A 14,428-nucleotide genomic window follows, 5' to 3' on the forward strand; every position below is an offset into this window, starting at 1 on the left:
TGCGGCGACCACCGAGGATGAGCCACCCGGATCCGGGGATCGAGCGCAGCGCCCGCGCTGTGGGGAGGAATAGCGTCAATCTCTCGGCCGTCACCGACGACGTCACCGCCCTGCGCCGCTACCTGGGCGACGCCGGACTGCTCACCCGCACGGCCGACGGCAAGACCTACGCGCGCGCCGTCGCCTGACCCTGCGTCCGGAAACGCCGGATGCCACGCCGCACCGCTCCAGAAGTGGGCGAGGACGTGGCATCCGGGATCGACGATCACTTCGTCGAGAAGCTGACCACCTTCGGGGGCCGCACGACCGCGCGCACAATCTCGCGATCGCCCAGCGCGCGGCGCACCTTTTCGTCGCCGCGGGCGAGGGCCTCGAGCTCGTCGGCGCCGATCTTGGCCGACACCTCGAGGGTGCCGCGCACCTTGCCGTCGATCTGCACGACCGCGGTGACGCTGTCTTCGACCAGCAGCGTCGGGTCGGCCTGACGCCAGGTGACCAGGCCCACGAAGCCGTCGTACCCCAGCGTCTGCCACATCTCTTCGGCGGTGTGCGGGGCGAACAGGTCGAGGGTCATCGCGATGACCTCGGCCGCCTCGCGCACGGCGGGGTCGCTCGCCCCGGCCTTTCCGTCGATGGCCTTGCGAGTGGCGTTGACCAGCTCCATCAGGCGCGCGACGACGACGTTGAACTTGGTCTGCTCGACGAGGTTCGGCGCCTCGGCCAGCAGGCGGTGCGTCACCCGGCGCAGGCTCTTGTCGCCCTCGGCCCACACCACGTCGGTCTCGCTGTCGACGTCGTGGGCGATGCGCAGGGCGCGGGCCAGGAACTTCGCCGCCCCCGTGGTCGAGACGTCGCTCCAGTCCTTGTCGTCCTCCACCGGACCGGCGAACGCGAGGGCGACGCGCAGGGCGTCGGCCCCGTGGGCGTTGAGCTCTTCCTGGAAGAGCACGACGTTGCCCTTGCTCTTCGACATCTTCGCGCCGTCGAGGATGACCATGCCCTGGTTGATGAGGCTCGAGAAAGGTTCGGTGAACTCCACCAGCCCCATGTCGAACAGCGCCTTGGTGATGAACCGCGCGTACAGCAGGTGCAGGATCGCGTGCTCGACGCCGCCGATGTAGAAGTCGACCGGACCCCACTTGGCCGCCTCGCGCGCCGGGAACGCCTCGGTCTCGTTGTTCGGCGAGAGGAAGCGCAGCCAGTACCACGAGCTGTCGACGAAGGTGTCCATGGTGTCGGGGTCGCGGCGCAGGGTCTCGCCCGTCTCGGGGTCGGTGACCTGCACCCAGTCGGTCGCCGCGCCCAGGGGCGAGGTGCCCTTGGGCTTGAGGTCGAGGCCGTCGACCGACGGCAGACGCACGGGCAGCTGGTCGGCGGGGACCGGCGTGATCGAGCCGTCTTCGCCGTGCAGCATGGGGATGGGCGTGCCCCAGTAGCGCTGGCGCGAGATCAGCCAGTCGCGCAGGCGGTAGGTCTTGGCCGCGCGGCCGACGCCCTTGGCCTCGAGCTCCTCGATCATGCGGGCGATGGCGTGGCGCTTGCTCAGACCGTTCAGCGAACCGGAGTTGATCATGCGGCCGTCGCCGGTCAGCGCGATCCCCGTCTTGGCGGGGTCGAGGTCGTCGACGTCGCCCAGCGGGTCGATCGGCACGCCGTCGGCATCCAGTTCGATCACAGGGATGGCGCCGGTGATGGGAGCGTTGGTGTCGACGACGACCGTGACCGGCAGGTCGAAGGCGCGGGCGAAGTCGAGGTCGCGCTGGTCGTGGGCGGGCACGGCCATGACGGCGCCGTGACCGTAGTCGGCCAGCACGTAGTCGGCCGCCCAGATCGGCAGCTTCTCGCCGTTGATCGGGTTGATCGCGTGGTGGCCCAGGAACACGCCCGTCTTGGGGCGGTCGGTGGACTGACGCTCGATGTCGGTGGCGCGCTGCACCTGCGCGAGGTACGCCTCGAACTTCTCGCGCACCCCGGGATCCGCGGATGCCGCGAGCTCGCCCGCCAGCTCGGATTCGGGCGCGACGACGAAGAACGTCGCGCCGTGCAGGGTGTCGGGGCGGGTGGAGAAGACCGTGATCTTGTCGGCCCGACCCTCGATCTCGAACTCGATGTCGGCGCCGACGGAGCGGCCGATCCAGTTGCGCTGCATCTGGATGACCTTGCTCGGCCAGAAGCCCTCGAGCTGGTTGAGGTCGTCGAGCAGGCGGTCGGCGTAGTCGGTGATGCGCAGGAACCACTGGGTCAGCTTCTTCTTGACCACGACGGCGCCGCTGCGCTCGCTGGTGCCGTCGGGCAGCACCTGCTCGTTGGCGAGCACGGTCTGATCCACCGGATCCCAGTTGACCAGGGCGTCCTTGCGGTAGGCCAGGCCCTTCTCGTACAGCTTCTGGAACAGCCACTGGTTCCAGTGGTAGTACTCGGGGTCGCTCGTGTGCAGCACGCGGCTCCAGTCGAACGAGACGCCGTAGTCCTTCAGGCTGTCCTTCTGCTGGGCGATGTTCGCGTAGGTCCAGGCCACGGGGTCGGCGCCGCGCTTGATGGCGGCGTTCTCGGCGGGCAGGCCGAACGAGTCCCAGCCGATGGGGTTCAGAACGTTGTAGCCACGGTGGCGCCAGAACCGCGCGACGATGTCGGAGTAGAGGTAGTTCTCGGCGTGGCCCATGTGCAGGTCGCCCGAGGGGTACGGGAACATCGCGAGCACGTACTTGCGGGGGCGCGTGTCGTCGTCTCCCCCGGCGCGGAACGGGTCTTTCTCGGCCCACGCCTGCTGCCACTTGGCCTGGATGGCGTGGGTGTCGAAGCCCCCCTCGCGGGGGTCTGATGCGGTGTTCTCAGACACGGATGAAGCCAATCGTGAAGTCGGGAAGGCCGCGAGGGCCGTCTCCCAGGCTATCGGACGCCGCCGTCACCACCCGGGCGGTACCTCGGCGCCCAGGGCGGCCAGCGGCGCCCGCGCCTTGATACCGACCTCGGCGACCTCGGATGCCGCGACCGACCGCCAGGTGATGCCGCCGCCCGCGCCGACCCAGGCGGCATCCGCCTCGATGACGACGCTGCGGATGACCATCGCCAGATCCGCGGCGCCGTCGTCGCCGACCCAGCCGAATGCGCCCGCGTACACCCCACGGGGTTCGCCCTCGAGCTCCGCGAGGATCTGCATCGCCGACTCCTTGGGCGCGCCGGTCATGCTGCCCGCGGGAAAGGTCGCCGCGAGCAGGTCGCCCACCGTCGTCCCCGGCACCAACCGTCCCGACACCTCGCTGACGAGCTGGTGCACGTGCGGGTAGGTCTCCACCTCGAGCAGACGGTCGACGCCGACGCTCGACGGTTCGCATACGCGCGAGAGGTCGTTGCGCATCAGGTCGACGATCATGACGTTCTCGGCGCGTTCCTTGGCATCCGTCCGCAGGTCCTCGACGAGCGCGGCGTCGACGGCCGGATCCTGCGAGCGCGGGCGGGTGCCCTTGATCGGGTGGGTGTGCACGCGCCCGTCGCGCACCTCGAGGAAGCGCTCGGGAGACGCGCTGGCCAGCGCGACGTCGCCCGTGCGGATGAACCCGGCGTGGTGCGAGCCGGACGCGCGCCGCAGGCGCCGGAACACCTCGACCGCGTCGAAGGCGCCCGCGACGGTGAAGCGCGTGGTCAGACACAGCTGATAGGCGAAGCCCTCGCGGATCGCGTCCCGGCACGCCGCGATCGATTCGGTGTAACCCGCGGGTGAGATGCGGGCGGATGCCGTGCCCCGCCGGACGGGCTCCGCCACCGCGGGAGCGAACGGGGCATCGAGTGCACGTGCCGCCAGCGCGGCGTCGCCGAACGCGAACACCCGGCGCGAGGCGTGGTCGAACGCGAGGAAGCGCTCGACGCGGAGGAATGTGGTCTCGCTCTCGTACGTGCGCCAGCCGACCCAACCGCCGCGGAAGGGTCCGGCCTCCTGCGCGGTCGTCGGGGCGGTGGCATCCCGGTGCAGCGGTGACGCCGCCGCGTCGGGACGGCCCTCTCCGATCCAGCTCCAGCCGGTGTCCGCGTCGACTCCGGCGTCGAGCCAGAAGGCATGCGGGGAGTCGGCGAACAGGTGCAGGAACGCCGCTTCGGGATCGATCCACCGGGGCAGGGTGAACGGAGAGGCGGAGTGCGGCACGCTCCCAGGCTAGGCCGAGGCCCGCGCCCCTAGGCTTGCAGAGGTGAACGAGATCCTCACCTGGCTGCTCGACGTCGTCCAGAACGTCGACCCCGTGCTGCGCACGGTGATCGCGGGGATCGCGGTCATGCTCGAGACCAGCGTCCTCGTGGGGCTGATCGTTCCGGGCGACACGATGGTGATCGTCGCGGGGACGGCGATCGCCTCTCCGCTCGAGGGCGTCGTGCTCGGCGCGGCCGTGGTCGTCGGGGCGTTGCTGGGCGAGAGCCTGGGGTTCTGGCTCGGGCGCTACTTCGGTCCGCGCATCCGCGCCTCGAGGCTGGGCCAGAAGCTGGGCGAGCGCAACTGGGAGCGCGCGGACCGCTACCTGCGGCGGCGCGGCGGACCGGCGATCTTCCTCTCGCGTTTCCTGCCCGTCCTGCACTCGCTGGTGCCCTTGACCGTCGGGATGAGCGGATACCGCTACCGGCGTTTCATCGCGTGGACCACTCCCGCGTGCCTGGTGTGGGCGGGGCTGTACATCACCGTCGCCGCGACCGCCGCGGGCACCTATCGCGAGCTCGCGGATCAGATCCATTACGCCGGGTACGTCTTCGTCGCGATCCTGGTCGTCTTCCTCGGTTTGGTCTTCGCGGGCAAGAAGCTGCTGGAGCGCGCGGAACGCCGTCATCTGACCGAAGACGCGCCCACCCTCGAACGCACGGACGGTGACGTGAAAGACTGAGCGGGATGCCTCGCTCACCTCGCGCCAAAGTCCTCTGGTTCGCTCGTCTGGAGCGACGCTTCCATCGGTGGCGTGAGAAGCGTGCGCGCGCCCGCGGGCTGCGCCCGGTCGTCACCGGCTTCCCCGGGTACGGCACCGAGGAGTGGGTGCGGGTCCTCGGGCGCGTCCTCATCGCCCCGCCCATCAAGCGCACCTCCACGGGCGAGTTCGCAAGCCTGCGCGGCTGGCGCAGTTTCGCCGCGGTCCCGGTGGGTTTCGCGCACGTCACCATCGTCGTCGACGGGGTCACGCACCGTGTCACCGCGGACCGCGGTGGCGTGATCGATGCCACGCTCCCGGCATCCCTCGCTGCCGGCTGGCAGAGCATCACCATGTCGGTCGAGGGCAGCGAGCCGGCCGAGACGCGCGTGTTCGTCGTCGGCTCCGACGTGCGCTTCGGTGTCGTCAGCGACATCGACGACACCGTCATGGTCACCGCCCTCCCCCGTCCGCTCCTGGCCGCGTGGAACTCCTTCGTCGTGGACGAGCACGCGCGACAGCCCGTACCGGGCATGGCCGTGATGCTCGAGCGGCTGACGCGGGAGCACCCGGGCACCCCGGTGATCTACCTGTCCACGGGTGCGTGGAACGTCGCCCCCACCCTCACGCGCTTCATGCGCCGCCACCTTTTCCCGGCGGGGTCGTTCCTGCTCACCGACTGGGGCCCGACGCACGATCGATGGTTCCGCAGCGGCCGCGACCACAAGGAGCAGAACCTACGGCGCATCGCGGCCGAGTTCCCGGGCGTGAAGTGGCTGCTGGTCGGCGACGACGGTCAGCACGACGACGCGATCTACACCGGGTTCGCCATCGAGCACCCCGAGAGCGTCGCAGCCGTCGCCATCCGTCGGCTGCTGCCGGCCGAGGCCGTGCTGGCCGGTGGTCGCACCGTCGTCGACGATCACTCCGCCGCCGAGGTGCCGTGGGTCACGGCCTCGGACGGCGCGGGGCTCCTGGAGCGACTGCGCGGCGCGGGCGTCATCTCCACTGACGTCTGATCCGGATGCCGGGACGCCGGGCGCCGCGCGTATCCTCCGCGATGGGCGCAGGGTCAGGGGCATCCCGCGCCCGGTGACAGAGGTTGTGCACATCACGGAGGTCGTGCGCGGCCGGACGGGCGCGCGGCCCGATGTCGGAGGTGACGCGTACGGTGGAGGTATGTGCGGTCGATTCGTCGTAGCCAACGTGGCCAGTGAGCTCGTGGGGGTGCTGCGCGTCGACGTCGAGGCCGACGAGCTGCCGCCGCCCTCGTACAACATCGCGCCCACCTCTTCGGTGGGGATCGTTCTCGACTCGATCAAGAGCGAGCCGCCCGTCCGCCGTCTCGAGGTCGCCCGCTGGGGCCTGATCCCCGGGTGGGCGAAAGACGTCAAGATCGGCGCTCGCGCTTTCAACGCGCGGTCCGAAGAGATCGAGGACAAGCCGATGTTCCGCAACGCCCTCATCAAGCGGCGGGCGGTCATCCCGGCATCCGGGTACTACGAGTGGAAGACCACCGACGCCGGCAAGACACCGCACTACATCCATCCCGCCGACGGATCGCCGCTGTTCTTCGCGGGGCTCTACGAGTGGTGGAAGGATCCCGCCCGCGCCGACGACGACCCGTCCCGCTGGGTGCTGAGCTGCACCATCCTCACGCGGGACGCGATCGGCCGCCTCGGCTCGATCCACGACCGCATGCCGCTGTTCATGGATCCCGACTTCGCCGACGCGTGGCTCGATCCGACCACCGAGAACGTCGGCGATGTGCTCGACGCGGCGATCGATGCCGCCCCCGACGTCGCCGAGACCCTCGAAGACCACGTCGTCTCGGCGGCGGTGGGCAACGTGCGCAACGACTCCCCCGACCTGATCGAGCCCGTCGAGTGAGCCTCACCGTCGAGGGTGCCGCCCTCGACCGGAGCGAATGGATGCCGCAGGCCACCGCGCACGCGGAACGCGCAGACGCGCTGACGGCCGCTCACCGCGCCCGCGCGAGCCGCGCCGAGAAGCATCCGGTCGAGGACTTCCTCTTCACCTACTACTCGTACAAGCCCGCGATCCTGCGCCGTTGGCATCCGGGCCCGGGGGTCCTTCTGCGTGACGCCCCCGAGCGCGCCGCCTGGCGCTGGTACCGGGCCACGGACGACGGGGTGGCGGTGGATGCCGCGGCCTTCCGCTGTGAGCGGGGGTCGATGTTCCGCGGCATCCTGAACCTGCTGCGTGCCACGGCCGCGCGACCGGCGCAGTTCGGCTGCTTCGGGCTGCACGAGTGGGCCATGGCCTATCGCGTCGACGACGTACGCCATGCCGTGCCGCTGCGGCTGGGCCGCGACGGCACCGACGCCGTCGTCGACGCCCACCAGCTGACCTGCACCCACTTCGACGCGTTCCGCTTCTTCACACCCGAGGCCGCGCCGCTCAACCGCTTGCCGTTGCGCCGCGACGACCAGGTCGAGCGTGAGCAGCCCGGCTGCCTGCACGCGGGCATGGACGTCTACAAGTGGGCGGTGAAGCTGGGTCCGCTCGTTCCAGGGCCGGTGCTTCTCGACGCGTTCGAGCTGGCCCGTGACATCCGCACGCTCGATATGGAGGCCTCGCCCTACGACCTCACGGCGTGGGGATACGGCGCGGTGCCCATCGAGACCCCCGAGGGCAAAGCCCTCTACGTCGCCCGACAGCGAGCGTTGAGCGCGCGCGGACAGACTCTCCGACGGCGCCTGATCGACGCGGTGACACCGGTCGACGACACGCCCGAGGGCGCCGATTTTTCACCCCCGCGATCTGTGTTGTAAGCTCATGGAGTTGCCTCGAACGGGGCGGTGAAAAAGAATACGGGCCTGTGGCGCAGCTGGTAGCGCACCTGCATGGCATGCAGGGGGTCAGGGGTTCGAGTCCCCTCAGGTCCACCCAGACAGAAAGCCCCCGCTTCGGCGGGGGCTTTCTTCGTTCCCGGGTGTCCGTCGGACGGGGACGACGTGCCACTCCCTGAGGTCGCCGGATCAGACCGCGGGAGCTTTCGAGATGCCAGGCCCCAGGCTTGTGGGGACTGTCGTCCTCGTCATCGACCTCATGCTCCCGATCACCGTGTGGCCGCGGTCTGCACGCGCTCATCGCAGCGACGTCCGTCGGGGTTGCACGGGGCTTCTCGAGAGAAGCTGCGCAACCCCGACGTCGGCGTCGAGCGTGGATCAGCTTCGCCGCGCCGCCCGACGGCGAAGACCGAGCAGCAGCGCACCGACGAGCAGAAGAAGACCCGCGGTGACGGCGAAACCGATGGGCAGCTCCGCACCGGTCGCCCCGAGCACACCCCGGCCGGACGACGATCCGCCGGACGTCGTGCCACTGGCATCCGATCCGTCGCCGGAGCCGGCACCGGGCTGACCGCCCGAACCGTTCCCCGGTTGCTCACCCGCGCCACCACTCGAGCCGTCACCCGAGCCACCACCCGAGTCACCGCCCGAGCCGTCACCCGAGCCACCACCCGAGCCGTCGCCGGGGAGGGGCTCCTCCCCCGAGCCGTCGCCCGCCTGCCCCTCGACGAGCACCGCCACCGACCGCGCCGGCACGGTCAAGGCGCCGGTCGCGGCATCCAGGGTCGTGGTCTTGACCACCTCGTCGGCGCCGCCGGCCAACGTCGGCGCGAGGGCGAACGACCGCCCCTCGAGCTCGGGCAGCGTCTGCGAGACCGCGTCCGGTGACACGTTGAAGACCACCAACGCACCACTGAGCTCCGGATCGACGTCCTCGCCCAGCAGGTCGTCGATGAGCATCACCAGCAGACCGGCCGGCGCCTGCGGCCCACTACCCGGGAACGACACCTTCTCCTGAATGAGCGCCGCCGATCCGAGGCGCAACAGGTCGACATCCTCGCGCGTCCGCAGCAGGTCCAGTGCGGATGCCTCGGCGGCGGCGATGTCGGCCGCGGCAGGCTTCAGAGCCGGATCGGAGAGGAGCGGCGTCATGATCGCCCACTTGTCCTCGTTGTCGGCCGCAGGCGGCAGGCCGGAGCCGAAGGTCGACTTCTGCCCGGTCCAGTCGATGCGGTTGAACCAGTCACCGGAGTTGTAGCTGTTGCGGTCGAGCGACTTCGAGCGGAGCAGCTCGGTGCCGGCGTGCCACAACGACGGCGTCTGCGCGAACGCGGTGGTCGCCAGCGAGAGGGTGTTCATGCGCACGCGGTCGGCCATCGCGGTGTCGGCAGGGAGCTTCAGCACCGACAGATCGTAGAGGGTCTCGTTGTCGTGGGCGTCGACGTAGGAGATGATCTCGTCGGGCTGTTCGGCGTAGCCTGCGGGCGAGCCACGGTAGTCGAGTTCGTCACCGGCCTTCACGGCACCCGAGTGGTCGGTGAACGTGAAGTCGCGCAGGTTTCCCGCGAGTCCGAGCTTCACGAGATCGGTCTGCAGCCCCAGGTCGGCGAGCGCCTCGTCCGGCGTGCCGTTGATCGGAGCCCCGTTCGGGTCGGTTCCGAGGCCCGTGCCGAATCCCTGCTGCTGCACCGTTTCGCCCGCGACGGGGCTGCCGCCGTGGACGGCGTCGCGCAGTCGGTCGCTGAAGGTGCCGATGCCGGTGCCCCCGAGCTGCCCCTGCGTCGCCTGCTCGAACAGGGCGTTGTTCGCCACCTCGCCGAAGTTCCATCCCTCGCCGTACAGGTAGACGGCCGAGCCGTCCACGCCGTCCTCCTCCAGGGTCAGCTCATCGAGAGCGGCCCGCACAGCGAGCATGGTGGCCTTGGAGTGGTGACCCATGAGGTCGAAGCGGAACCCGTCGACCTTGTACTCGGTGGCCCACAGCACCACCGAGTCGACCATCAGCTTCTCGGCGAGCTCGTGCTCGGTCGCGACGTTCTGGCAGCAGGTGGAGGTCTCCACTCCCCCCGCCAGGTTCAGGCGGTGGTAGTAGCCGGGCACGACCTTGTCGAGCACCGACTTCTCGCCCTGCCCTGCCTGAGCGGTGTGGTTGAACACCTGGTCGAGAACGACCTGCAGGCCCATTCCGTGGAGCGCCCCGACCATCTCGCGGAACTCGTGCACGCGCGCGCCGCCCTCGGCGTCGACGGCGTACGAGCCTTCCGGGCTGGAGAAGTGGTACGGGTCGTAGCCCCAGTTGAACCCGTCCGCGTCGGCAACCGCCTGGACGCAGGCCTGCTGCGCCGTGTCGGCCGGTCCGTACGCCCCGAGGTCGCAATCGGGCTGGGCCTGCAGGGAGCGGTCCTCTTCGATGGTGGCGATGTCGAAGGTCGGAAGGAGGTGCACGGTGTTGATACCGGCGTCGGCGAGCTCGCGCAACTGGGCGGTGCCCGCGCTCTCACGCGTGAAGGCCCGGTAGGTCCCGCGTTCCTCCTCGGGAACCGACTCGTCGCCGATCGAGAAGTCGCGCACGTGCAGTTCGTAGATCGTGCGGTCGACCGGGCGGTCGATCACGGGTGTCGAGGTCTCTTCCCACGCGTCCGGACGCCACTGCTCCTCGCCCAGGTCGACGGCGACCGATGCGGTCGAGTTCGAAGTCAGTGCGACCGCATAGGGGTCGGTGACCCGATTGGTCTCGATCGCCCCGGTCGACGGGGCGTAGACGAGGACCTCCCAGAGGTACTCGACGCCGGCGAGGGCGCCGCCGTCCTCGACGGCCCAGATTCCGGATGCCGCGTCCCACACCGCCTCGTGGCGCTCCGCGCCGGCGGGGTCACCGCCGGCCTCCCACGTCAGAAGTGCCGCGCGCTGGGCGGTGGGCGCCCAGAGGCGGAAGGTCGGCAGGTCTGCGTCGAAGCTGACGCCGAGGTCGAAGTCGGCGACGGCGGCCGCATAGAGGTCGTCGAGCACGCCGGGGATCTGCACGCCGGTGAAGGCGGTGAGACGATCGTCGGAACCGCGCTGCGACACCATCAGCTGCCCCCGGAGCAGCGCTGCTGCGTCGGCGTCCGGCACCTCGAGTGCCACGAAGTCGGCCAGGGCCGGGAACCGCGCCCGCTGCTCATCGGTCAGTCCGCCGGCGATGACCGCGAGATCGAGCGCGTCTCCGCCGACGATCTCCTCGTCTTCGAGGACGAGGGATGCCTCGGGTGAGGCGTGCAGCTGCCAGCTCGCGTCCTCGGGGTCGGTCCCGAGGTCGCGAGGCCAGGCGAGAGTGTTCTCATCGATCCAGTGCGCCCGGAGCTCACCGGTGCCCGCCATCGGCGGGTTGCTCACCTGGATCTCGAGCACGTGCGTGTCGAGCGTGTAGCGGAAGACGATCAGTTCGTCGTCGGCGGCGCTGAAGCTGTAGTTGCCGCCGCCGGGTGCACCGCCGACACCGTAGTTCTCGTCCCAACTGAGCCCGTGGGCGACCTTCGCCTCGTAGGCGCCGGAGGGGATCTGGTCGGTCGCGAACTCGTACACGCCGTCGCGGTCGCCGTCGGCCATCAGGGTGGCCAGGCAGTCCGGCGCCCAGTCTCCGGCGCACCCGAGCTCGTCCTGCATCGCTCCCGGCACGGTCACGATGGGCCCCTCGGCCGTCGACTGCACGATGTTCGAGCGCGGGTCGAAGTAGAACGAGATCGGTCCGCCGGCGTGCGAGATGGCGATGTTCGGTCCGTCGAGCACGCCGTTCGCGCCGTAGTTCACCTCCCACGCCCCGTTGATGGCGGCCTTGTACTCGTATTCGCCGGCGGGGATGTCGAAGGTGCCGCTCCAGATGCCGTCGGCACCGAGGGTCAGCTTCGCCGCCTCGCATCCGGGCGCCCAGTCGCCCGCGCATCCCATCTCGGAGTTGAGGCTGCCGGGAACGGTCACCATGTCGATCGGCGACTCGGGCTCCTCTTCTCCCTCGAGGGTCACGGCGTTGCCGACGGAAGCATAGGTCGAGGCCGCAGCGCGCTGGCCGGCGGCATCGACGCTGACCGCGCGATACTCCACGAGCGTGCCGGCGGCGAGGCCCCGGACGTCGTGGAAGACGCGGGGCTCGGTGTCCTCAGCCGTGCCCAACGCCGTCCACTCCTCCGACCCGACCACGCGCCACGAGAAACTCGTCTCCTGCCAGGTCGCGTCGGCGACATCCGCTCCGATCGCCACCTGACCCGAGAGCGCCGCGCCCGGAGCCGGCGCCGAGACCGAGATGTCCGTCGCCGTGCCGGGGGCGGTCACGGTCGTGTCGGCGCGGTACACCACAGCCGACAGCGCGGGCACGGTGACCGAGGTCGCCGAGGCGGCATCGGTGGACAGCCCCTGGTCGGCGCCGTAGATCGGGGTGAACGAGGCATCCGCGGTCAGGGTCGTCAGTTCCACCGTCTTGTCGGCCGCCGTGTTGTTCAGTGCCACGAGGTACTCGATCTTCTCTTCGCGGTCGACGCGTGAGAAGGCGTAGACGCCCGAGCCGCTGTCGGCGTGGCGCTCGATCTGCGCACCGGTCACCAGCGCCGGGTGGTCGGCGCGCAGCTGCGACAGGCCGGCGATATGGGTGTAGAGGGGAGCGTCGGTGTCGAAGCGGTCGACCGAGCCCGCCTTCTCGCCGGTGAGGAGCGTCTGCTCCTGGTACTCGGCGACCTGGCTGGCGAACAGACTCTGGCGGGCGCTCTTGTCATTGCCGGGATCGGCGCCGGCGAAGCCCTGCTCGTCACCGTAGTAGACCACCGGCTGGCCTCGCCCGAGGAACATCAGCTCGTGGGCCAGGAAGTCGCGTTTCAGCGCGTCATTCGTGCCTTTCAGGAAATATCCGACCCGGCCCATGTCGTGGTTGCCGAGGAAGGTCGGCAGGGCCGCCGCGGAGCTGTCGGGCGTGGTGTACCGGTCGTCGCCGGCGTACAGGTTCTGCAGGCCCTTCGCGCTGTTGCCGGCGGCGAAGCTGATCGCCGAGGACTGGAAGGCGAAGTCGAGCACGCTGTTCATATCGGTATCGCGGACGTACGGCGAGAGCTTCACCGGATCGGCGTCGTACACCTCGCCGAACATGAAGAAGTCGGGCTTACCCTGCGCATGCGCGTAGTCGAGCACCTGCGTCGACCAGGTCTCCCAGAACTCGAAGTTGACGTGCTTGGCGGTGTCGATGCGGAAACCGTCGATGCCCAGATCGATCCAGTCCTGGTACACCTGCACGAAGCCGTCGACGACGGTGGGGTGCTCGGTCATCAGGTCGTCGAGACCCGAGAAGTCCCCGTAGGTGACCGACTCACCCGACCAGGTCGAGTCGCCACGGTTGTGGTAGAGCGTGGGGTCGTTGAGCCATGCGGGAGTCTTGGCGTCTTGATCCGCCTCAGCGATGACAGGGATGTAGGGGAAGGATGTCGCGGGGTCGAGCTCGGGAAAGGTGTCGCCGCCCGCGTAATCATCGGGGGTGAAGGCGGTGCCGGTGGCGTCGAGATAGGGCGAGGTGGCCTGATCGATGTACGAGTACCGGCCCTCCTCGTACGAGATGACGTCGGCGGTGTGGTTGGTGATGATGTCGAAGTACACCTTGATGCCACGGTCGTGCGCCTCGGCGATGAGCGCCTCGAGCTCCTCGTTCGTGCCGAGATGCGGGTCGATGCGGGTGAAGTCGGTCACCCAGTAGCCGTGGTAGCCGGCGCTCGCGTTTTCGCCCTCACCCTGTACCGGGCGGTTGGCGAAGCTCGGGGTCAGCCAGATCGCACTGGTGCCGAGGCCCTCGATGTAGTCGAGGTTCGAGCGGAGACCTGCGATGTCTCCGCCGTGAAAGAACCCCTTGTCGGTCGGGTCCGAACCCGTTGCCATGCGATCTCCGGTGTATCCGCCGCTGTCGTTCGCGGCGTCGCCGTTGGCGAACCGATCGGTCATGACGAAGTAGAACTGCTCTTCGCTGCCCGGCTGCCGCACCGGCGACGCCACGAGCGCGTCATCCGCTTCCTCGTGGCCGCCGCGGAGGCTGAGCGCCTCGAGACCCACCCGGTCGACGGAGTCGTCGAAGGTGAAACGCAGGGTGGCGGGGCCGGCGACGGTCAGGGGGATGTTGTCGGGGCCGCCGTTCAGCCCGTAGGCCTCGTCCCACGCGTCGTCGAACGCGACCTTGTACTCGTAGGTGCCCGCGGGGACCTCGAACTCGGCGACGTACACGCCCTCGGCGTCGGTGAGGGACAGCTCGGTGGCCGCGCAGTCCGGCTGCCAGTCGTCAGCACAGCCGAGCTCCGACTGGAGCGAGCCGACGAGGGCGACGGTCCGTCCCTGCTCGGGCGATGCGGCGGCCGTCGCGGCGGGCGTCAGCGCGACACTCCCGATGAGGACGAGCGTGGCGCCGGTGAAGGCGGCCAAGACGCGGCGGACACGGGAGGAGGTCGACTTCGACACGGGGCTCCAGAGGGGGGGGTGGCACGGCGATGTGCGGATGGGACTTCGGCCGACCGTATCGGGGAAAGCGCAGCGGATGCAAGCGCTTACATGATGAGAATCTCCTCATGTTGACGGGCGGACATCGACCTGGCCTCCGCCGCGAAGCGAACCGTCGGTCGGCGCGCAAGCCGCACGACGACCGGGCGCACCGACGGCGCGCGGCACGGGCGCCGCGGGCACGAACGAAACCGCCCCCTGTGCGATGAACAGGGTGCGGTGGGGATACGTGGT

Annotated in this window: 8 protein-coding genes and 1 tRNA gene; 6 read left to right on the forward strand and 3 right to left on the reverse strand. The window is 69.7% G+C overall.

The features are described 5' to 3' along the window. Positions 1 to 17: 17 nt before the first annotated feature. Positions 18 to 188, forward strand: coding sequence for a DUF2087 domain-containing protein (locus tag ACIPVB_RS12885; RefSeq protein ID WP_400369399.1), 171 nt, complete (start codon positions 18 to 20; stop codon positions 186 to 188). Positions 189 to 265: 77 nt separating this feature from the next. On the opposite strand, the gene leuS is transcribed toward ACIPVB_RS12885, so the two are convergent. Further along, complete coding sequence (gene leuS, locus ACIPVB_RS12890; protein ID WP_400369401.1) at positions 266 to 2,839, reverse strand: leucine--tRNA ligase; 2,574 nt, start codon at positions 2,837 to 2,839, stop codon at positions 266 to 268. A gap of 66 nt (positions 2,840 to 2,905) precedes the next feature. Next, positions 2,906 to 4,141: an anthranilate synthase component I family protein gene (locus tag ACIPVB_RS12895; protein WP_400369402.1), complete on the reverse strand. Its 1,236-nt coding sequence runs from the start codon at positions 4,139 to 4,141 to the stop codon at positions 2,906 to 2,908. Positions 4,142 to 4,184: 43 nt separating this feature from the next. Here ACIPVB_RS12895 and ACIPVB_RS12900 point away from each other — a divergent pair, with 43 nt between their 5' ends. The 5 genes from ACIPVB_RS12900 (at position 4,185) to ACIPVB_RS12920 (ending at position 7,792) form a co-directional block, all read left to right on the forward strand. Beyond that, the gene (locus ACIPVB_RS12900; RefSeq protein ID WP_400369403.1) at positions 4,185 to 4,865 is read left to right on the forward strand and encodes a DedA family protein; all 681 of its coding nucleotides are present in this window, start codon (positions 4,185 to 4,187) and stop codon (positions 4,863 to 4,865) included. A 5-nt stretch (positions 4,866 to 4,870) separates the two neighbouring features. Further along, on the forward strand, positions 4,871 to 5,902 hold the full coding sequence (locus ACIPVB_RS12905; protein WP_400369405.1) for an App1 family protein: 1,032 nt from the start codon (positions 4,871 to 4,873) through the stop codon (positions 5,900 to 5,902). Positions 5,903 to 6,062: 160 nt separating this feature from the next. Continuing rightward, positions 6,063 to 6,773, forward strand: coding sequence for an SOS response-associated peptidase (locus tag ACIPVB_RS12910; RefSeq protein WP_400369406.1), 711 nt, complete (start codon positions 6,063 to 6,065; stop codon positions 6,771 to 6,773). Next, positions 6,770 to 7,678 (forward strand): 3-methyladenine DNA glycosylase, encoded by a 909-nt coding sequence (locus ACIPVB_RS12915; RefSeq protein ID WP_400369408.1) that lies wholly within the window; start codon positions 6,770 to 6,772, stop codon positions 7,676 to 7,678. The genes ACIPVB_RS12910 and ACIPVB_RS12915 overlap by 4 nt, the downstream gene beginning before the upstream one ends. 41 nt (positions 7,679 to 7,719) lie before the next feature. Continuing rightward, positions 7,720 to 7,792: transfer RNA gene (locus ACIPVB_RS12920), tRNA-Ala, on the forward strand. A gap of 282 nt (positions 7,793 to 8,074) precedes the next feature. On the opposite strand, the gene pulA is transcribed toward ACIPVB_RS12920, so the two are convergent. Further along, the gene (gene pulA, locus ACIPVB_RS12925) at positions 8,075 to 14,155 is read right to left on the reverse strand and encodes a pullulanase-type alpha-1,6-glucosidase (RefSeq protein WP_400369409.1); all 6,081 of its coding nucleotides are present in this window, start codon (positions 14,153 to 14,155) and stop codon (positions 8,075 to 8,077) included. Positions 14,156 to 14,428 lie beyond the last annotated feature (273 nt).

It is taken from the genome of Microbacterium sp. NPDC090007 (assembly GCF_044748345.1).
Taxonomy (GTDB): Bacteria; Actinomycetota; Actinomycetes; order Actinomycetales; family Microbacteriaceae; genus Microbacterium.